Genomic DNA, 22,654 nt, shown 5'->3' on the forward strand with positions numbered 1-22,654 from the left:
GCGAACAGAAAAGCATAAACACAATTTATCCAAAACAGTTGTTAAAAACTCGGGCTGTTTTATGGTATGAGGATGGAGCAGGGTCCATGCAACTACATTTTGACACAGTAGACCCTATGTAAGCGTATTATCTGTAAAAAGGGCATTTAAAAATAAAATTTCTTTTAAGCCTTTTAATAACTCATTCTAATCTTTAAGGTTTGTTTGTAGTATTTGCCTCATATTAGTAAACTGAAAGGTACAATTGTAAGTAAATGATTGTAGCTTAACCGTTATTATGTACAATATATTGTATATCTAACTCAGTCTGCTTTATGAAATCATCTTTCCCTGAAAAAATACGTTTTCGGAATAATTATGGAAGTAACCGCTTTTATATCATAAACAAGTGCAATCTTCTGTTTTCCATTGAGCTGTTCTTACTTGCCGCATCCGGTTTGATTGCACAGCCAGCCATTGAGTGGGACAAAACCTATGAACCCGTTTCTTACTTCATGCCCAGTGTTGTAGTCTCTACGCAGGACGGCGGCATCATTGTTGGCCGCTCACTTAATTCAACGGCTTCGAATTACAGCGTAGGCAAGTACAATGCAGCCGGAGATAAAGAATGGGATAAAATCTTTGGCGGAGAAAGACGCGACGTGCTTAGCGCAATAATCCAGACAACGGATGGAGGTTATTTACTTGGAGGCACTTCCGGTTCTAATAAAAGCCAGGATAAATCAGAAAACAGTTATTCGGGCGCTGATTACTGGATTATCAAGATTTCGGCCGATGGCAGCAAGCAATGGGACAAAACGTTTGGCGGCAGCGACATTGATAATTTAAGTACACTGAAGCAGACTGCAGATGGCGGTTATATCCTTGGCGGCAGTTCCATTTCACCCAGGGATGGCACCAAATCGGAGGTTAATAAAGGAAATTACGATTACTGGATTGTCAAGATTACTTCAAACGGAACGAAGCAATGGGATAAAACCATTGGCGGATCGGGTGGTGAAAATCTGGTTTATGTTGACCAGACCGCGGCCGGAAATTACATTCTGGGCGGATATTCCAATTCTAATAAAAGCGGCGATAAAACATCAGGCAATCCCGGATTTGTTGACTACTGGATCGTACAATTGTCCAAAGATGGTTTGAAGCAGTGGGACAAGAGCTTCGGCGGCAATGCACAGGATTTCCTGGTGTCCATGGACCGCACTTCCGACGGCGGCTACATTCTGGGCGGCAATTCAAGTTCCACAAACGCCATGGATAAATCCGAACCCAACAGAGGCCTTCGTGATTTCTGGGTAGTGAAAATCAACGCGAACGGTGAAAAGCAATGGGACAAAACCATAGGAGGGGAAAAAGAGGATCATTTAAAATCCATCAAACAAACCGCTGACGGTGGCTACCTGATCGGTGGTGACTCGCAATCAGGCAAAAGTGGCAACAAGACAGAAGCCCGGAAAGGAGAAAGTGATTACTGGATTGTAAAGTTAAATCCGGCGGGAACCATTGCCTGGAACAAGACCATTGGCGGCGCTGCGAATTCTTCCAGTAAACTGCTTGCTGCCATTCCAGAACGGGACGGAGGATATCTGCTATGCGGAAATACCACGAGTGTAGATGCTGGCAATGATAAAACGGCATTCTCGTCAGGAGGCGGTTTATGGGTGGTGAAGCTGGTTTCTGAAACCAATTCCAAAGCCCTGGCATTTTCTTCCGGAACACTTGACTTTGTGAACAGCGGAAGTTTTACAACACCAGCCCAGTCCGTAACCCTTTCGGCCAATTCAGGAACGCCTGTTGTAAACCTTAAAAAAACCAGAGCCGCCTGGCTGACACTTCCCGCGCCTGCACGTGGTGCCTTGCCTTTTTCGGTAAGTCCTGCCGGTCTTTCCCCAAACAGCTATTCAACCGTTGTAACGGCAACAGCGCCGGGTTATGCACGTGCATTGTTAATGGTCCATTTTACGGTAAATGATATTACTACGGCCCCGGTTCTGGAGCCGATAGGCAATCGTAAACTGACACTGGGCGATACACTTGCATTTACTGCAAAGGCATCTTCTGCAAGTGGACAAACGAAACTGTTTTCACTGGTTGGCGCTCCGCAAGGTGCAACCATTGGAGCATCCAGCGGTGTTTTCAGCTGGGCTCCTCAGGTTTCCGGCATTTACCAGTTTGTGGTTAAAGTAAGTATTGCCGGTTTGCCGCAATTGTCCGATGAAGAAACCATTATTGTGGACGTACCGAATCCCTCCGGAATCGCTACCATCCGGATCAATGCAGGCGGAGGGGCTTACACGACTGCGGACGGGCGTGTATTTGAAGCAGACAAGTATTATGATGGTGTTGATCGCACCAGTGCAATTGCTGATCGGAATATTCTGAACACCGACGATGATGAGTTGTACCGTTCAGGCCGCAGTTCGGATTATTTTGATTACAACGTTCCGGTTACAAACGGCGTCGTCAAGGTTACACTTCATTTTGCAGAAATATACTGGGGTGTATACCCCGGCCGTCCGGACGAAAAGAACAGGCGCCTGTTCCATGTCACTGCGGAAGGATTGGCAAAGCTGAATAATTACAGTATCATCGACCGTGCAGGTGGAGCTTTAAGGGCCGTACAGGAAACCTTTGAAGTGGAAGTAACGGACGGTATTCTGAATCTTGCTTTCAGACCCACCGCTGAAATGCGCGACAAACCACGGGTCTCGGCTATTGAGGTGGAATTCCTTGGATCTGTATCAACGGTAACCTTGTCGCCCGTAGCGGATGGATACGTAAGTTACGGTACCAATGCCAATACAAATTATGGAAATGAAACCGAGCTGAATGTGAAAAATACGAACGTTCCGGAGCTTCGGCGGGTATCGTTTCTCAAATTCTCGCTGGCGGATTTCAGCGATATTTCCAGTGCAAAGTTTCGCATATACGGATACAATTATCAAGCGGACACAAGGGTCGGTTTGAACCTGATAGGTCTGGATAATGACAACTGGACAGAAGCAGGCATCACGGCGAACAATGCACCAGGCGGTGTCATAAATACATTGGGAACTTTGAGCGTGACCAGAAAGCCCGAATACTTTGAAATAGGCATTACTGAATTCGCCAAGGCTCAGTTTGCCCGTGACAAAATGCTGACCTTGCGAATAGATGAAGCATTTGGCGGCAAAAGGATCCTGTTCAACAGCAGGGAAAATGCCGTAAACAAGCCAGAGCTGATCATCAATACGGCCGGGCCCGTAGGGTCAGCTGCAAGGCTGGCTGCGGAAGAAGTGATCATGACAACTGTTGAAACCAGTTCTGAAAATTCAGTTATTTACCCGAATCCGGTGCATACGCAGTTTATACTGCAGATAGGGAATCAGCATCAGAAAGAAGTATCTCTCAAGCTTTACGATGAAGCGGGAAGAGCACATCCGATCCAAACACCCGAAATGCTGCATGCCGGAACCAGGGCCGAAATCAGCATTGCTGATCTTTCACTGGACGAAGGAATTTATCATTTGAAAGTACAGTCGGTTTCAAAGTCGGAAATGCTGAAAGTGATGGTGATCAAATAAAACAGCTTATTAATTTCAACAGCACCTGGTGAAATTCCGGTGCTGTTGGAACTTTGATTACAGACTTGTTTATTTATTTTATTTTCAGGAAATGGACAATTCGCTCTTCCATACAACAGATTAAATTACTCCTGATAATGGTACTGATATTCTATGCCATTGCCTTCATTGCAGGCCAGCGGCCATCCAGCGTCGTTGTAAGTAAATTTTCGTTCCCATTGTATTTGCCCGCGTGAGTCAAGGGAGCGCACGACATTGTTTGGGCATGTGAATGGATTTGGCAAACCATAAGAATCGAGTCCTCGCATGGGATTCGGATGGTTGTCGTACTCATAACGCACGAGTCCCAAGGTGTCAGTCTCTGAATTTCGTTGTTCAATCATGTTGCCGTTGCTGTCGAATAACACATAGATCATCCTGCCTGACTTTCCTGCATGGTCAGTCACATGAATGGCTGCTTTCAAGCCAGCATACGAAAAAGTGGCAATCATGTTCTCGCTTGTTACTTTGCTATACCGGTCCTGGTTATTCAGTTCAAGCGTATAATTCTGAAAATCGAAAGGCAGATCCGGATCACACAATGCGCCGCTCCATGACGAGAGAAGTCCACGGGTACCCGATCGTATTAAGATGATTTGCTCACCCGTGTAGCCATATTCGACCACCGAGTAAGGCGTTTCACAATTGCTATATGCCAGTACGCGCGAAACCCGTCCGTTGCGGTATTCCAGATTAGTTTGAAGTTTGCCTAGTGCAGTTATTTTGAAAAACGCACCGGCTGGAATCTGGGGATCAAGTTCCTTTTTGCAGCCTGTAAGCAGCAGCATTGACGTCAGTATGGCTAAGGTTACGGTGCGTTTTGTCATAGTCAGATCTTAAAACATGATATCTCAGGTTCATGACGTTAATACCTTGCAAATAGTTGTAACACCAATGCAGTAAATACCAGATCACGAAGCAATAGATTACTGAGATTCAAGCTCGGTAGAAAGTTGATTTTGTAACCCCATTGAGCTGTCAGAAAATTCGGTGGTTTAAGCAACGTATAACTATTATTACCAAAGGAAATTGAAATGCTGCTTAGCAGGCATATAATGGCGTTTTTAGTTTTTTAACTTAGCTGAATAAGAGATTATAGTGTAATTTGATAGTAATGGGATTACATAAACTTTTGAATTTGCTCAGCTTAGAATAAGAAAGCCGTCCATAATTCCATATGAACGGCTTTCCTTTTGATAGTTTGAAATCATTGCAATCTGGTCATTCCGTCACCAGAACTTTGATCACCTCAGTTGCAGCTTCGGACTTGATTTTCAAAAGGTAAATTCCAGAGTTCAACGAAAGACCTGAAATATCCACCTCTGCTTTCTGGCCAGCAATTGCTTTTTGGGTTGTTACAACTTGATAGCTCTGTCCTGAATTGTTCAACAGATCAAGTGAAATGTCTTGGCTATGCTTGCTGGATATTGCAACTGTAAACTGCTTTCCAACCGGATTCGGGTAAACCGATGAGGACTCCGGTTCTGCTTCCGAGCTTAGGCTGATTTCTTCATTGCTTAACCTTGTATTGCTATTCACAACAGGCGAAGTCTGAACGATCAGCTGAGGAGGGAAGGAGCTGCTCTCCTTGCTGTTAAAAACAACTCTTGTATTCCGGTTATTCGGATCAGCCAACAGCAGACTCACCAGGGTTTCACCGGATTGCTGCTGGGTTTTTACATAACTGGTCACATCAATCTCGTAATATTTGTAAGCATCATTGACGGCGGCATAGCCCAGTGAAGCCGTGGATGCAGCCGGAGCATTATTTTTGACAATGCCGCTCTCGGTCCAGCTGTCATTGTCTATCCCGTATGCATGCACAGAAATGCTTTTGCTGTTTTCATGGTTATGCCCATAAATACGTAGCTTGGCAGATGTAACAGCCGCAGCTGCCGGAAGCTGGAACCGCAGGTATGATGAACGTCTTGCTGACAAATCACTGGCGTTGTTCTTGATGTCCAGCATGGTTACATCCCCAAAATTTACATAATTATAAGTGCCGTCCCGAACGTAAGAATCAGCAACAGGCTTCAAAGCATAGTTTGTCCTGATTACCTCAATGGCTGAAACCCTGGGCAGGTCCGCTGCACCGGTCAGAAAGTCGATGTTGAGCATACCGTCGGTAACATCAACCGTAACGATATGCGCAGCCGGACGCATGGCCCCGCCGGCAGCGACAAAGATATCATAATTGGTAAGTATGCGGCTTCCTTCCATGTTTACATGAAAGCGTCTGCTGCCTGCCCCGCCTTTTTTGCCCGGAGCGCCGAAGTACGTTTCTGCGAAGTGAAGATATACATCTACCTTCCCGTTGGCAACCGGAATGTTGTAGCTGAATGAGGGCGAGCAGCGGGCTGTACGGTACAATACATCGTTGGTTGTATTCAGAATATCGCCACTTGCAATCGAGCTGGTACGGTCAATGCCTGCATAATACTGATCGGCGATGAAAAGCTTTTTGGTGGCAGTCGTAAAAGCGGGCCCGCCTGCATTAATGCGGATGGTACTGGCCACAGGCACTGTTGCATCCTGGTATTGGAACAGCTCGGCGCCGTACAAGCCGTTGTCAGCCGATATCAGCAGCTGGTTGTTCAGGACTCCGAGTTCATAGAATACCGTCGAGCCGTTCGGAGTCAAGTCGTAGGCCAGGCTGGTTGTCTGGGTTGCAAGATCCGTTTTCCAGATTTCACGGCCGCTTGTTCCGTCGGAGGTAACGTAATACAGGGTGTTGCCGATGGCAGTCAAATGCTCAAAATATCCTTCGCTTCTCATGGAACCGAAGTTGGTGACCTTTTGCGTACCTGCTGTGGTACCGTTGCTTTTCCATATTTCTCTTTCTCCATCATGTGCAAAGTAAAAAACACCGTTGACCGCGATCATATTACCGGGACCAATCTCTTCTTCCCCGGTGAAAGATCGGATTGTAGCTACGGAGTAAGTGCCCTGTGCTGTACCGTCGGATCTCCATAAATTCTCCTCAAAAACATCCTCCCGATCAGACTGGTCTCTGGACCTGAAAAACAACAGGTCGTTCACTGCTACAAGTTTCGTAAAGAAAAAAGTAGCGTCGAGTTCCTTGATGACCGTTGTCTCTTGCGTAGTTCCATTCGTTTTAACCAGATAAAAATGACTACGAAGATTTTCATAACCAGTAGCGATGTAATAAATGAAATTACCAGCCACAGTAAGTGTTTTGTACACGGAAGAGCCTGCGTCAACTGGCATATCTTTTACAAGCGTGGTACCTTCCGGTGTACCGTTGCTTTTCCAAAGGCCGATGTTGTTGATGTTGTCATATGCGCCAAAGTACACGTGCCCGTTGAAGGCAACAGGTGAAAAGGTATCTGTCAGCGGGAAAGTTCTGATCAGCTGTGTTCCGGCCGAACTGCCGTCACTTTTCCATAGCTGCATACTGCCGCTGGTGTCATGCACCCCAAAAAACAATGTGCCGTTCACATTGATCAGTCCCTGCAGCTCATAGGATTTGGGGAAGTCCTTTAACTTAATGGTCGTGGCCGCAGTTCCACCCGTTTTCCATAAGCCATGCACCTGTGAGCCGCTGCCGGTAACAAAAAAAGCTGTTCCGTTTACATGGGTGATCTGCTCGGGATTCGAGCCGTTTACCCCGCTTTGTATGTCACTGACCAGCACCGTTCCTGCCGTGCTGCCATTGGTTTTCCAGAGCTCACGGCCATTAATGCCGTCATCGGCAGAAAAGTAGGAAACACCGTTAATCTGGGTGAAGCCAAGCGGCATGGATCCGGATTTGGCAAAGTTGGTAACTGCACTGGTACCGCTGGTAACCATGGTGCTTTTGAAAAGCTCGGAGCCCGATTCCGGATTGCCATTAAAGTACAAAGTGCCATTGACATTGATCAGCCGGGAAGCAGGCATGTCGGCCAGAATTGTGGTGCCATTGGGACTGCCGTCACTCTGCCACAGCTTTTCACCGTTGCCATCATTGGCAGTAAAGGCAGCCTTGTTGCCAACAGCAGCCAGCTCTTGGATGTCAGATCCCATGCTGCCCGGCCGGATATCTTTAATCAGCATCGTTGTTGCGGCCGTACCGCCGCTTTTCCAAAGCTCCTCACCATGCGTGCCGTCATCCGCCATAAAGTAGAGCTCTCCATTTACCGGCCTCATACGGGAAGCATCCGATGAACCTGCGCCCGGGTTGATGTCCTTTACAAGCCCGGTGCCGGCTGTACTGCCATCTGTTTTCCAAAGCTCAGTTCCGGTGAGCTCATCGGATGTAAGAAAGTACAGGCTGCTTCCCACAGGGGTCGGGTTTACAAAGCCTCCTGGAAGTACTTTGACCAAAGTCGCCGCAGACGTTTCGCTTGCCTTTAACAATCCAATGTTCCCATTAATAGAACCTGCGAAGTAAACTTCATTGCCCAATGGCATGAGCGGCAAAGCGTAGCCAGAGGTTAAATTATCCTCAATGGCCATAGTACCTGCTTGCGTGCCATTTGACTTGTAAATCTTTGAGGAATTCGTGTTACTGCTGATAAAAAACAACCGGCCGTTGGCATTGACCATTTGTTGAATCCATTCATCAGACGAATTATAGCGTTTGAGCAATACCGTTCCCTGTGCTGTGCCATCGGTTTTCATCAATCCGGAAACACCGGGAAAGTATAAGGTGCCATTAATATTGGTAAGTACCGATAGCAATGAGCCGGAGGATTTGTAATTTATTTTTCCTATGGAAAAGGTCCCTGCGGGTGTACCATCGCTTCTCCAGAGATAGGCGGCTGATTCGTTATCCGGGAAGGCAACCAGATAAGCCAAACCATTTGAGCTGACCAGGCGCTGAATATCGCCAAATCCTGTAAACTCTTTAATCAGGACAGTACCTTTTGCTGTGCCATCACTTTTCCATAATCCTTTTTGCTGAAAGCCATCATCAGCAATCATGTAGATCATATCTCCTGCCGCAACCGATTGGTAAATCCGGAACCCGTTCACAGATCCTGCCACATTGATGTCTTTCAGCAGCGTAACTTCCTGCGCCAGCAGCGGCTGCATACGCATCAGGAATAAGGCTAAATACAGTACAAATCTTTTCATTGTTTGTTGGTTTGATGTTGAGTTAATTGTTCCTGTTTCATGTTAAATAAAGGTGTTAATCGGTAAAAGATCCTGCTGGCAGCTTGTCTGGTTTTCTATATCGGATTCTATTATATAGTCAAAGAAAAGGCAAGAACAGATGTTTATGTAAAAGCTGTTCATTTACAACGATTTACTTGCATGGATAGCTCGTATTCTGCATGTATCTTGTAATTATTACAAAGTGTTTTGAACCTATCGGAATAGTTAGGCAAGCAGCTTACAACTTCTTGGGATTTTTATAATGAACTGCCTATAGGTTGTAAAAGTGAAGAGGAGAAGAGTCTAGATTTAAAAAAGTTTAACTAACTCAACGAGGATGAAGCTTTTACAGTTATTGTTTAAATACTATACAATAATAAAGGGGATTGTAGTGGAAGTTCAAAGATTAGGTTAAAAGCAGAAGCTATAAACAAAATCTAAAGTGTTTAATTGGCAAAAAACCGATGGTACCAACGTACTCTCAGCCGCTTTGATTTTTCTTCCCTTTTAGTTGTGAAATTCAGGATTAACGTGCATTCAATTTGCCTATTTATCCTGCCTTGATCGTGTAAAGGCAGGTATGCATATACGGTACATTGGTCCATATGCAGGCAACGAATCCAGTACCTCGTATCGGTTCTTCATAGAGTCTTGGCGGATACTGCCTTTATCTGGTGCTCGATGCACATCTTGATACTTTTTGACACCATTCTTTTTTAATCCAGTTAAATAATGTTTGCGGTTACGCCAGTAGACATTTCCGGAAACCTTTTCCCGAACATACCGCACTTTCCTGAATTTTTCTCATTGGCCAGATGCAGTATGTCAGCTTTGTTCTTTTCAAGGTCTTGATCCAGGGCGGGTGGCCGCTGCGTTTGAGACAGGTAAATAGGTACTGTTTCGGGGCATCTTGGAGCGATTAGATGAAAATCTGATTGAGGTTATTACTTTATAATAACAGCAATGAAATATCAAACCTTTTTGCTGAATATCCTTGGCATTTATATGACGTTTATTGTGTAACAAATAAGCACTTGGTCATTATCTAGGTCAAACAGATCAACGGCGATCCCCTTTCCATTTTACCTGATCAAACGGTTATAAACAATCAGTGTAACATTGTTTTGTCATGTACCAGAAAATATTCAGTTTTATAGAATTCTGATTGACAGCTATTTTGTTAAGAAAACGCAAGCTTTCAATACCAAACTTACAATCTGAGCATCAGCTGCATATTAAAGCCTATTTGGTAGGCGTGCGAATCAATGCCGGATGGAGGAATTGCATAGCCGAAAGTGGGCTGACCAATTAGAGAAAAATGCGGAGCAAAATGGTAAATTACACCAGCCCCTGCTGTCGGTAAAAGCCTTGAAATATTACCTTTGCCGAACTTAATGACGACCGTGCCAATGTCCTTAATAGTTGCACGACTTGTGCTAGCAAAATTCCATAACGCACCTGCTGAAAAATAAGGTGACCATTTTCTTTCCGATGTTTGAAAATTGACCATAACAGGAATGGCAAAATTATGTGACCGGCTGTTTGAATTAAAGGTTTTAAGTCTGAATTGCCTAAACCATAATCCTGTTGACGCGGACCATTTCTTTGAAAATGAATACCCTCCGCTCAAACCGACCCAATAACCCTTTGGTGAAGCCTTCGATGTCCATACTCCACCTAGATTTGGGTCGAAGCCACTATCAATGGGTAATTTTACCGTGGTTTTATTATGTGCATAAAACGGAGCTACCGTAGCAGAAAAGGAAAATTTACTCTGGCAGAATACAGTTGAGCAGGAAAGTAATATTCCCATCACAATGAAGGAGGTGATACATATTGATTTCATTCTCTTCTCTTTTAACGGGATTAGTATAACCGCCGAAACTTTATCATCTGCCTTTGAACGTCAAGTTGAATCTGTTAAAATAACCATCCATTTATCAGGCAATATATTAAAAAAAGATAATTAAATAGCAATATATTTAAAGAATGTAATCTGCTATACTTGTTTACGATGTGATTAACCAGGCCAAAACTCAGAACCTGGCAGAAAGTTTGGGTAACTCTTTTAAGTTAAGTTACAAAACACACAACAGGAGGGGGAAAGCCGATCTGTGAAAGTTCTTGGGACAGTACAAGGAGAAGGGACTTTTCTTTTTTGTTCCGGATCAGCATGTGCAGCAGGTATGATCAAGGAATAGTAATGCATAATTATAAGGTAAAAAGGCAGATCTGCACATAAATTATCTAACCGCCAAGGTTTGCTTGTCAGAAAAGGTTTTTGATCATTCAACCGTTTAGCGGCTCAGATGAAAAATTCAACGCTTTATCTATCACTACTCATCTTTTACTGACTTTGCCAGAAAATTTCGTCAAAAAATAACAGGGTATTTAACTGATAGTAGTAAATTAAGTATGGTTGAAAAACTGTATCGTAATTTACTTGTTTCTGTTTTTGAAAAGACCAGAATTGCTTAATTAACTGTTTTTCGCATTTGCAAGTCAACATGATTTCTGCTAATACCAATCTTATCTTGAATATACTTGATGATCATTTTACTCTGACGTTTGTCCACCAAGCGGTCTATACGAGCCAGCCTGTTTGATAAAATTAATATGTAGTGCACGCTGGGTACTCACGTCCAGGTTCGTTACTTTGCCATGCTTGTCCCGTTTAAAGAAGAAGTCTGCCTTCAGGTCACATGACGAAATAAAGCCATCTTTAAAGTGGTTAGTCAGGTCGCATTCATCGCCGGATACAAATTGTGCAATGAGTTTTTTGTTCACACTTTTGATGATGATCGAAGCCTTTACTTCATCAGAATAATAGTGCCCCAGATAAACTTGGTGAGGGATAGTGGATCCAGCTGAGTCAGTCAGGTGGTAATGCATGGGCTCTGAGGAAGGCGGAATAATAGTAAGCTGATTAGCTTGCTCAAACGAAAACAGTATGCCATAATAATCAAATTGTGACTTTTTAATTCTTCTAAGAGCGTTACCGGACATTTCCAGACCGTTTGTTCCCATCTCAATCTGAACGTCTCGTCCGCTATGACTGCTTTTGTACAGGCCAACATAAGCTGTAAGTTCTTCTGGTTTAAAATCTGGTTTTGCTTCTATCTGTGTATGAGGAGCAGAATCAAAATAGGACGGGCTTGCAAGAAGGGTAGCAACATCCATTGCCAGGTCTTTTCCTGTCGTGTCCAGCATGGATGTATTGCTTAGCCACGCAACTGAAATTCCTGCATCTGGCAAAGAGACAAGCTTTGCACGATACCCGGCTGTTGCTCCACCGTGCTGAAATATGCGTTTTGTACTGCCTCCACTAACAAACATTCCGGCCGCATACTGATTTAAGTCTCCATTGTTTAGCGTATCCAGACCTGTTTGCCGGGTAAACATACTTTCTCCACCAAGTTTTCCGCTCAGATAAAAGCCGCTCCATTTGGTCAGATCCTCAGCTGTTGTAAGTAGTCCTCCTGAGCCGTGGATGTTGTTTTCCGGCATGGCTAACTGGAAATTGCCATTTTTCACATCGTATGCCTGGCTCCTGGCAGAAACGACCTTTTGGTAGTTGGTTCTCCATTGCGTATGCTGCATCCCAGCGGGCTTGAAGATAAACTGATCAGTAAATGCAGCCAGAGACAAGCCACTTACCTTCTCAACGATCAAGGCTAACAGAATATAATTGGAATTGCTGTACTGAAAACGCTCACCTGGAATACTGTTCAGCTTTTTCTGCCTGCCAATAATCGTTGCAACCTCTTGATTACTCATGATCCTAAGTGTGTTGGGCCACCCACCCAGCTCGGCAACATCACTCCATTCGCGTATGCCGCTGGTGTGATGAATCAGGTGTCTGATAAGAATAGGATGTCTGTACATCCCGAAAGCAGGGAAATATTCCGATACGTGATCGTTTAAGGACAATTTACCCTGTTTTTCAAGGAGCAGAATGGCGGCGGCTGTAAATTGCTTGGAGACAGAGCCTGCCTCGATCAATGTTCCGGTTGTTAGCGTGACACGATGTTCAAGTTCGGCAAGTCCCCAGGCTTTGGAGTAGATCAGCTGCCCGTTCAAAAGGACTGACAGTTGAGCTCCTGGCTTATCCGGATCATACAAATTCGCGATGCTATCTATTTTTTGTGTGATGTACTTGGCATCTTGTGACCAAGCGGTGAATGACAGGAGCATATTGATCAAGGAAAAGGTACATGCTAGCATCCTGCCAAAAGCAAAAGTCGTTACAATGCAACTGCTCCAAACAATTTTTAAGTACCTTTTTATCATCATCAAATGGCAAAGATGGATACTATGTGCCTTCCTGAAAAACCCAACAGTATTTCACCGACTGGCAAAAAATGTAAGTTCGCCAGACTCACCACACATTTCTTGTATCGATTCGGTATCGAATTCATAGTTAGCGATAATTCCTTCAAAGCATTCATTACTGGATTTCGATCAGGCTCCAGTAGGGAAGGGAGGTTTCATTCTTGTCCGAAATGAAGCGGGCTTCATATTTTCCTGAAACCAGATCTGCGGGCAGTGTATAAGCGCCATAATAAAGGTACCGCGATGCGTCGGCATAGCACGGATCTGCTTGCACTTTGCCTTTCAGTAAAATAGTAGTATTCCCCGATTTCAGCTGCAGGCTCGGCAAAGGTTTGTTGGGATCAGGCGGACTGCCTAGTTTGGAACTGGTAATAGCCGGAAAAGGCATTGCATACAACAGCTGCCCTTTCCTGAGCGTGGTTCTCTCAACGTTTCCGAAAATAACGGAATTGAATGGGCAATCGCTGTACTCGTTCCAGATCTTGGCCACATTCAGTTTCATTGAATCCCTGGAAATAGCTTCGGTTGAGATCCCGGCCAGTTCACTTCCCTGATATACGTTAACAACATATTGATCCTCCGGAACATCAGCAGGAATATCGAAGACCAGTTGATTGAAGCTCCTGATTTTGGCATTAATCGTCCGAGGCGTAACCATACGGTCGTTGGAGAGGGTAACCTGATATGAATACTCGGGCAGGAATGTGCCACCCAGCACGGTAACGGACTTGCTGTAAGTCAGGTTTTTCAATTCTTTATTATACCAGTATACTCGTCCTGACGGGGCAGTTTTTTCAAGTTTGCTGATATCAGGAAATTGAAAGGACTTTTCGCCATAACGCATAGTCAGTTGCATCTTCGAAGAAGAAAGAAATTTGGAAACAGGCGCCACTTCAAACTGAAAGGGAAAAACCTCATAATTAATTCCTCCCGCCCGTTGGCCAGTTGCCACATCTTTTAATTCAAATGAAATGGCCTTCGTGCCGCCAGGTGTATCAGGAATGCTTCCCAAACCGGATACAGGATGAAAGTTGCCAAAGGCATACAGATCAGAAGTGTCGGCAAAACTCGAATTATCAGCAGAGATCCGGAGCGGAGAAGTAAGCTTTGCAATGAGTTTTCCCTCATGCCTGACAAAAACTGTATATTGCTTTTCATAGCTTTGGTTACCGATCTGGCTCACCCCGAATACGATGGGGGCTATCCCCATGAAGTTGTAACGCACGTGGTTTTCAACAAACAGTGCACTGTCGGGGGGAATGCCCAGCTTCATGCCATCTTCCAGTTCGATTGCCAGATCAAGAACATTCTCAGTGTAATCTGCGGGCAGCACCACCTGAATATAGCTATTGACTGTGTCAAGGGTCGCTTCTTTGGCCCCTATAACCTGAATGGATCTGATATACTGATTACCAACCGGAATCATCTCCGGCAGTACCTCCGGATCTTTTTTACAACCTTTGAAAAGGAGACAAACCACCAATAAAACGAGAAGGGAATACGATTTCATAAATTGCGATCAGTTTGGACTTGTAAAGTGAAAATAAGCATATTTTAATATTTGATAGTTTAAGTTCATTTCAATCCGGCTACTGTGTTACCAGCAGTTTAATGACTTCGCTTGCAGCTTCTGACTCTATTTTGAGCATGTAAATGCCTGAGCTTAAAGATAAACCTGAAATATCCACTTCTGCTTTCTGGCCAGCGATTGCTTTTTGGACTGCTGCAATCTGATAGCTTTGGCCTGAACTGTTCAACAGGTGTATATAGTTTCCATTAGCTTCCTGTTTAAGGATTTTCAGTTCACTATCTCCATTATAACTGCCATACTTCATGTACTTTTTTCCACCCAGTGTTTTGTCCCATTGTTTAGTGCCACTTGCAGTTATTTTTACGATCCATGTATCTGATATTCCCTTTGTGCCCTGCGATTTATCTCCGCTTTTTTCTGATTTGGATGTACCGCATAGCATATATCCGCCATCCAACGACTGAATAATAGAATTAAGGTTATCCTCACCATTTCCGCCAAAGATTTTATCCCATTCTTTGCTGCCGTTTGCGCCGATTTTACAACCCAGTAATCCAGTCCTTTGCCTGACAAAGTCTATGATATCGATTTCAGAGCCTCCATAGCTTTTGTCCCATTCCTTTCTTCCGTCCTTGGCAAGTTTTACGAGCCAATAGTCCGTGCGTCCTTGGCTGGGCTTTGATCTGTCACCAGTCAATCCGGAATAATGCTCGGATTGTCCTCCCAGAATGTAGCCGCCGTCAGAAGTCTGCTGTGCTGTCCATAAGTAATCATCGTCTGGTCCGCCCAATGTTTTGTCCCATTGCACCGAAAGCTGGCCCAAAAGGCTTTGTGCCGGTAAAAAGAAAACCACCAGCAGTAATAATGTGCAAATTGAAGTCTGCAATTTAAAAATACAACCATCAACTTTTAAAGGTTTTAACCATGAAACTATCCCTCGCGTAAAGCAAGAGGTGCGGTGAAAACAAGTTTTTAAAATCAATTGCATTCAGCTTATGTGCGATGTAAGTTGCAGAAACGGAATATCCGGTTTGTAACCCATAATTTATAAAGATTTTAGCCCATCATTATACAGGAATTTAGTTAAAGGATAAAATACCACATCGTGAACTTCAAACGCGAGGAATAGTTGTGAAGAAAACATTACTCTTTTGATTTCCCGAACGCCTTTATGGATATGCATGAAGAAATTGGCATTTCACAATATTCAAATCAATAGCTATAAACAATTTTTCTTCCCAGGAATAATCTCACGGTAGAAATCTTTTAATTTCCTTGCATGATGTTATGCCGGGAATACCGGTTCTTGACCATTTTGTTAATGGTGGTACTGAGTATAGCATCGTCCAATACCTGTAAATCCTGCGGCAACGCAAATAATGGTGCAATCTATCTCGAAAGCTTCTGGATTAAGTCAGATTAAACTACAACAAAGCCGGATTTGGCTACCCATGCATTTTGAGTTTCTGGTGAGCTTTGCATTGTACTTAAAACAAAACTTATGCGAATATTAGTAACAGGCGCAACCGGTGCCCTGGGAAGTGCTGTGATCGAAACGCTGTTGAATAAGATCCCTGCCAGCAGCATTGTTATTCTAACCCGGAACAAGGAAAATCAATTGTCGTTTCAAGAAAAAGGGTTCAAAGCTTACTCAGGCAGTTTCGAAGATAGTGCTTCACTTGATAAGTCCATGCAGGAGGTGGACAGGGTGTTATTGATTTCGGCTGGCGATGAAGGCGACAGAATAAAGCAACACCGTAATGTTGTGGATGCAGCCATAAGGGCAGGCGTCTCTGACATCGCCTATACTAGCCGCTCGCTTCGGGATAGTGCCAGTCTACATAATCCGCTGATGGCTGATCACTTTGCTACCGAAGAGTATATACGCCGGAGTGGCCTGCGTCATACCATCTTTCGAAATGCATTGTATCTGGACGTTATTCCGCTGTTCGTCGGCAAGCAGGTATTCGAGCATGGCATTGTTCAATCGGCGGGAGACGGAAGGATCGCATTTGCACTGCGAAAGGAAATGGGTGAAGCAATTGCTCATGTCATGTCAGATGAGGTTTTTGAAAACCATGTGTACAGGTTTACAGGTGAAGAAGCCTTTACGTTTTACGATGTTGCCCGCGCATTGACCGAATTATCAGGAAGAGAGGTGAAATACACCCCGGTTGAAAGTGTTTCTTTTGAGAAGTTATTGATTCAGAAAGGTGTTCCCTCTACAACGGCAAGAAAAATTATCGATTTTAATGCTGATATTCGAAACGGGCAGGAATCCGGAGTTTCGGCTGACCTTACCCGGAAACTTGGACGTCCTGCTGCGTCACTCAGGGAAGGCCTGAAATTAATATATGGATTCTAAATAATCTGCTTTGTTATGAAATTGATGGAAGCGCCCAGACACATTCGAACCATAACCGAATATCATGATCTGATGGAGTTGCCCAAACCTGAGCATCCGCTCATCAGCGTGGTGCGATTCGAGGATATCAAAGGCCGGCCAGGCAGGAGTCCCAAAAGTATCAGTCATCATTTCTATTCGGTCGCTCTGAAAAAAAATGTCAGTTCCAAACTTAAATACGGCCAGCAAGAGATCGATTTTGACGAGGGCATTATGGTGTTCATGTCACCCCGGCAAGTACTTACGGTTGAACCGGGCTGCGAAGAAGAATACAAACATACCGGATGGCTTTTACTCATACATCCTGATTTTCTTTGGGGTACCTCACTATCCAACAAAATAAGGGAGTATGAATATTTTGCCTACCATCTATGGGAAGCACTACACCTTTCCAGTAAGGAAGAATTGCTGGTTGTAAACTTGATACGGCAGATTGAACAAGAATACCAGGCAAACATGGATGCATCAAGCCACCTCATCATGGTTGCGCAACTGGAACTACTGTTCCAGTATGCCGGGCGTTTTTACCAACGTCAGTTTTTGACTCGCAGGAAAGCACATCATACTATTCTGGAGCGGATGGAGTCCTTCTTGGCACAGCGTTTCCAGGACGATGTTCTGGCCGCTCAGGGCGTGCCCACCGTCGAGTCGGTGGCCGAGGCCCTGCATCTTTCCTGCAACTACCTGAGCCGTCTGCTTACTACACTGACCGGAAAAAGTACCAGGCATTTTATACAAGACAAGCTCATTGATTTGGCGAAAGAAAAACTATCCACGACTGATCTGTCCGTTAAAGAAATTGCCTATCAGCTGGGGTTTGAGCATGCCCAGTCATTCAGTAAATTTTTCAAGAATAAGACTCATTGTTTACCGGTCGTATTCAGGCAATCATTCAACTAGAAACGACCTTTACTATCTCATTCTGAATCTACAAATGAAGCAAATAACTTCGGGTGATCACATAATCCATGTTTATAACCAATCCTGGCAGTCCCGTTTGCACTGAAGGTTCCGGTTATCATATCACCTTAGATGTAAGTAAAGGCAAGAAAATTAGTGAGGGCCGTTGGCACACTTATTCCATTTTGTTTTGGAACAGCAGCTGCAACAAGTAAGGCGGTCAATTCGTGCATGCATAAAAAAGGATTCTATGCGGCATTTGATTGTAAAATTTTATTGATATATTTATAAGGAATAGTGATATTATTTGATACCAATTTTTTTGGGCAAAGTATATCAAATAACATTAAATCAAAAGATCAAAAATCTGTATTCAATCATATTACTTTCTTATGAACAAATTCATTATAAAGACAAATCACTTTCATAAGCCTCATATATGGATTTTGCGATCAATACAGGCTATTCTTGCTTTGCTCATTTTATATGTTATTGACTTGCAGAAATTAGAAAACGATTTTCTTTGGATTGGTTATTCCCTTGCTATTCTGCTGGCACTTGCATTTTACACACTTCCTATCGATGAACTTACTCTGGATAAGGACCATCTTTACTTTGAAAAAAAATCGATAGTACCTTTTTTTAACAAAACAGTAAAATACCAAATTTCAAAAATACAACAGGTCGGAGCAGGTGGAAATTCTGAAAGAATTGGAACATATGCACTGCTTGATCCCAGAATTCGTAGAAGCAGAATGGAAATAACTTTCAAAGATAATTCCTCTAAAATTTACGATTTATCTATTTCAAAAAAAGAGGCAAAAGAAATTGCAAGTAAGATAAGACAATTACTAAGCTAATTACTTCATCTACAAAACCTCCGTTTTCTGTAGCTGACGCCAGCCACGATTTGACTGCATTAGAAGCAACCAGCATTTGATAGCCGGTATTTGGGCAGCACATCGAAAAGATTGCTGATGTTATTGGGCGTGTCATTTACGATCAGGACTGTGTTGACTACTTTGCCGGGGAAACGGTCTTTTATAATACAAAAAAAATAGCTGATCTTCTGATAAGGATACGCGCATAGTCTTAAATGATGTTAATGCATTAATCAAGGCCGAAGTTTTTTTCAAATAATGTGGGTCATTTTTCCTGCGTGACAAATAAAGCTGAACATACACGCTGCATTGAGGAATTTGATAGCGGTAACTTAGTATTGTCGGGTCTGCTATCCATAGGGAAAATCTGCTCAGAAGTTAATCCAGGCTTTAATTCGTGTTCAATGTCATAGCGCGTTTTGCGAGCGCAGCTGGCATATCCACAGTACAATAAAGGGTATAAGGATTGCAAAGCGTTTCAGAATCAGGTCATAGCAGGAAATAACCCGAAGCGTTTAGCTGATAAATTCAGCTTTTTGCTTGTATAGTTAGCCTTAACCGGCTGCGTTACTCAAAGTTTAAGTGCCCCCTTTTTAAGTATTTCCAACGTAATACCACTGCTACCGTCATTCATGTTACCGCGAAGCCGGTATCAGGTTGTAAAACTGCACCTTTTAAATCATTGAAAATATTCCATGAAATAATAGTGTTTTTTCTGTAAGGGTATCGGTTTATTAAATCGTCAATTAGCAATCAAGAACTTATAAATGGAAATCAATTAAACGCGTATGAAAAAAAACTTTACAACGGTTGGTCTGCGCTTCATGCGCGGGATCATGGTAGGTGTATTTTGCTCAACTCTCGCGGTGCCTGCTTTTGCAACAGGAAAGCCGGAGTTGCCGGTTTCGGTCATTATTGACAAAACAGTAACTGGTAAAATCACCGCCGCCGAAGACAATATGCCGGTACCCGGGGTGTCTGTTGTACTTAAAGGCAGCAGCAGCGGAACAAACACAGATGTTGACGGTACTTTCAAGATCGATGTTCCCGACAATGGTGCGGTTCTCGTGTTTTCCGCGGTAGGCTTTATGACACAGGAAGTAGCCGTGGGAGCAAGAAGCGTTATCGAAGTTGTGCTGGCCAGCGATCTGAAAACCCTGGGAGAAGTGGTGGTTGTGGGTTATGGTACCCAGAAAAAGAGCCAGACCACTGGCGCGATTTCTTCGGTAGGTGCCAAGGAAATCAATGAAATGCCGATTACCAACCTGGGTCAGGCTTTGCAAGGCCGCGCCGCCGGGGTGGACGTAACGCAGGCGGGATCAAAACCGGGTAGTGTGCCCAAGATCCTGGTCCGCGGAAGGAGATCTTTTAATGCAGGGAATGATCCGTTATATGTAGTAGACGGAATTCCATTATCGGCTGGATATGAAGACATGAACCCGAACGATATCCAGTCGATGGAAGTTTTGAAAGATGCAACGGCGACGGCGATCTATGGTGCAAGAGGTGCAAACGGGGTAATCATTGTGAGTACCAAAAGAGGCGCAGTCAAAGGGAAAACCACAGTGACCTATGATGGGTATGTAGGGGCCTCAAAGGCATTGGATAAAATCGAATTGTTTAATGGCACTGAGTTTGCGGAATTTGTTCGTGAAGCATACCGGGCAACAGGTGGCTACAAAAACGCTGCCGGCCAGGATGTTCCAACCGGTACTATTGACGCAGCCGCTGATGCAAAGGTAGCGGTACTGGGTGGTGACCCCAATGTAGCAAAGGGGATTGCAGAAGGCACAAATACCGACTGGCAAGACCTGATCCTGAAAAATGGAATTATGACAAACCACTCATTGGGTGTACAGGGTGGCAATGAAAAGACGCAATTCTACATTTCCGGAGGTTATTTCAAAGATAAAGGCATTGTGGAGGGGCTTGATTTCACAAGAATGTCCCTTCGTGCCAATATTGATCACCATGTCAATAGCTGGTTAAAAGTAGGTTTGTCATCCTATTCGATGTACAGCATCCGGAATGGTGAAAGCCTCAATACGTACGGAATGACCATCAATCAAAATCCATTGGGCAGACCTTACGACGATAATGGAAATCTGATCTTTTCACCAACAAACGATGCGTTGCTGACCAATCCGCTGGCGGAAATAGTACCGGGCGCCCAGGTCGATCAGATCAAACGCTACCGTGTTTTTAACAGTCTTTTTACAGAATTTAAAATTCTGGAAGGTTTGAAATATCGCATCAACTTCGGGCCTGACCTTACCATTACACGAGGCGGCCGGTTTATCGGTGCGAGAACCAACGCACGGAAATTCGGGGATGCACAAGCATCTACTGCAAGCGGTTTCGGCTTCAACTATACGCTGGAAAACATTCTGAACTACAACAAAACTTTTTCAGCTAAGCACAACCTGAACGTAACATTGCTTCACTCCATCCAGCGGGATAATTTTGAAGGGTATTTAACCAACGTACAAGGCGTTCCGGCTGAAACCCAGTCATTCTATGGTCTGGGAGCGGCAACGTCCATTCTGGGTGTAGGAAGTACCTTGACGGAATGGACGATCAACTCTTACATGGCGCGCGTCAATTACGATTTCAATGACAAATACCTGCTGACTATGACACTCCGTCGGGACGGATCAAGCCGGTTCGGAGAAAATAGCAAATATGGTAATTTTCCTGGGATAGCACTCGGCTGGAACCTGAGCAATGAGTCATTCATGAAATCGGTCACCTGGCTGGATCTGTTGAAAGTGCGTGTCGGATGGGGTAAAGTGGGTAACCAGGGGGTATCTCCTTACCAAACGCAGGGATTGTTGGGCAGAACAGCATATGCATGGGGAGCAACTCCTGCTTACGGATACCGGCCCAATACCATTGGAAATCCGGATTTGAAATGGGAATCTTCCTCGACGTCGAACATTGGTGTTGATTTTAGCTTCTTGAGCGGAAAGATTCAGGGTTCTCTGGAATTTTATGAGACACATACCAAAGACCTGCTGCTTTCCGATCAGCTACCGGGCTCTACCGGCTTCAATGCGGTAACCCGCAACGTGGGAGAAACGCGTAACCGCGGTGTCGAACTTGGATTTACGACCATTAACATCGATGCGGCATCCAGCTTCAGATGGACTACTGATTTTCAATTTACCAAAAACACAGAAGCGATCCTTTCATTATATAATGGCAAGGTTGATGACGTAGGAAACGGCTGGTTTATCGGACGTCCTTTGAGTACCGTATATAACTACCGGAAAGTGGGTATCTGGCAAACCAATGAAGCGGATGCTGCAAAATCATATGCGTCGGAGGTCGGACAGATCAAGATCAAGGATATTAATGGTGACGGCATCATCAATGCGGACGACCGGGAGATCATTGGCTCTGATGTTCCTGATTTCAGCGGAGGTATTACCAACCGTTTCGCATTTAAAGGATTTGACCTGTCGTTCTTCTTCTATGCACGTGTAGGCGCTTTGATCCGCAGTACTTTCCACAATGATAACAATGCTTTGGCAGGTCGTTACCAGCAGATTAAAGTGGATTACTGGACACCTAATAATCCCACCAATGAATTCCCAAGACCGAAGAGCAACCAGGAATTCCCTGTTTACGGAAGTACACTTACCTATTTTGACGGAACATTTGTCAAGCTTCGTAACATCAACTTAGGCTATACTTTCACGCCGGCAATGGCGAAAAAAATGGGAATGGAATCACTCAGGCTGTATTCCAGCATTCAGCAGCCATTTATCTGGTCGGAGTACCGTACCAAATACAATGGTGTGGATCCGGAGTCGACCGGGTTAGCGGCCGGTGGTACCGGTATCACGCCTGCGACAATGGTGATCACATTTGGTTTGAATGTAAAATTCTAAAAAGTGCCTGGTCA

General features: G+C 44.2%; 11 protein-coding genes. 5 read left to right on the forward strand and 6 right to left on the reverse strand.

The features are described from left to right. Window positions 1-314 precede the first annotated feature (314 nt). Window positions 315-3,563, forward strand: coding sequence for a CBM96 family carbohydrate-binding protein (locus FEM55_RS02420; protein ID WP_138279717.1), 3,249 nt, complete (start codon window positions 315-317; stop codon window positions 3,561-3,563). A gap of 125 nt (window positions 3,564-3,688) precedes the next feature. Here the strand turns inward: FEM55_RS02420 and FEM55_RS02425 are convergent, their stop codons facing one another. From FEM55_RS02425 to FEM55_RS02450, 6 genes are all read right to left on the reverse strand, one after another. Next, a complete protein-coding gene (locus tag FEM55_RS02425) occupies window positions 3,689-4,429 on the reverse strand; it encodes a hypothetical protein (RefSeq protein ID WP_138279718.1) in 741 nt (246 codons plus the stop codon). 394 nt (window positions 4,430-4,823) lie between these two features. After that, window positions 4,824-8,678, reverse strand: coding sequence for an ELWxxDGT repeat protein (locus FEM55_RS02430; protein WP_138279719.1), 3,855 nt, complete (start codon window positions 8,676-8,678; stop codon window positions 4,824-4,826). Between the two features lie 1,231 nt (window positions 8,679-9,909). After that, a complete protein-coding gene (locus FEM55_RS02435; RefSeq protein ID WP_138279720.1) occupies window positions 9,910-10,545 on the reverse strand; it encodes an outer membrane beta-barrel protein in 636 nt (211 codons plus the stop codon). A 710-nt stretch (window positions 10,546-11,255) separates the two neighbouring features. Beyond that, window positions 11,256-12,992, reverse strand: coding sequence for a serine hydrolase domain-containing protein (locus FEM55_RS02440; protein WP_229209128.1), 1,737 nt, complete (start codon window positions 12,990-12,992; stop codon window positions 11,256-11,258). A 154-nt stretch (window positions 12,993-13,146) separates the two neighbouring features. Next, complete coding sequence (locus FEM55_RS02445; protein WP_138279722.1) at window positions 13,147-14,541, reverse strand: hypothetical protein; 1,395 nt, start codon at window positions 14,539-14,541, stop codon at window positions 13,147-13,149. A gap of 79 nt (window positions 14,542-14,620) precedes the next feature. Beyond that, complete coding sequence (locus FEM55_RS02450; protein WP_171036440.1) at window positions 14,621-15,415, reverse strand: T9SS type A sorting domain-containing protein; 795 nt, start codon at window positions 15,413-15,415, stop codon at window positions 14,621-14,623. A gap of 648 nt (window positions 15,416-16,063) precedes the next feature. On the opposite strand from FEM55_RS02450, the gene FEM55_RS02455 reads away from it, so the two are divergent. From FEM55_RS02455 to FEM55_RS02470, 4 genes are all read left to right on the forward strand, one after another. Continuing rightward, window positions 16,064-16,927: an SDR family oxidoreductase gene (locus FEM55_RS02455; protein ID WP_138279724.1), complete on the forward strand. Its 864-nt coding sequence runs from the start codon at window positions 16,064-16,066 to the stop codon at window positions 16,925-16,927. A 15-nt stretch (window positions 16,928-16,942) separates the two neighbouring features. After that, the gene (locus tag FEM55_RS02460) at window positions 16,943-17,866 is read left to right on the forward strand and encodes a helix-turn-helix domain-containing protein (protein ID WP_138279725.1); all 924 of its coding nucleotides are present in this window, start codon (window positions 16,943-16,945) and stop codon (window positions 17,864-17,866) included. Window positions 17,867-18,258: 392 nt separating this feature from the next. Next, on the forward strand, window positions 18,259-18,726 hold the full coding sequence (locus FEM55_RS02465) for a hypothetical protein (RefSeq protein ID WP_138279726.1): 468 nt from the start codon (window positions 18,259-18,261) through the stop codon (window positions 18,724-18,726). A gap of 809 nt (window positions 18,727-19,535) precedes the next feature. Next, window positions 19,536-22,640 carry a SusC/RagA family TonB-linked outer membrane protein gene (locus FEM55_RS02470; protein WP_229209057.1) on the forward strand — a complete coding sequence of 1,035 codons (3,105 nt, stop codon included), beginning with the start codon at window positions 19,536-19,538 and terminating at the stop codon, window positions 22,638-22,640. Window positions 22,641-22,654: the final 14 nt, after the last annotated feature.

Source organism: Dyadobacter sediminis, from assembly GCF_005860765.1.
GTDB lineage: Bacteria > Bacteroidota > Bacteroidia > Cytophagales > Spirosomataceae > Dyadobacter > Dyadobacter sediminis.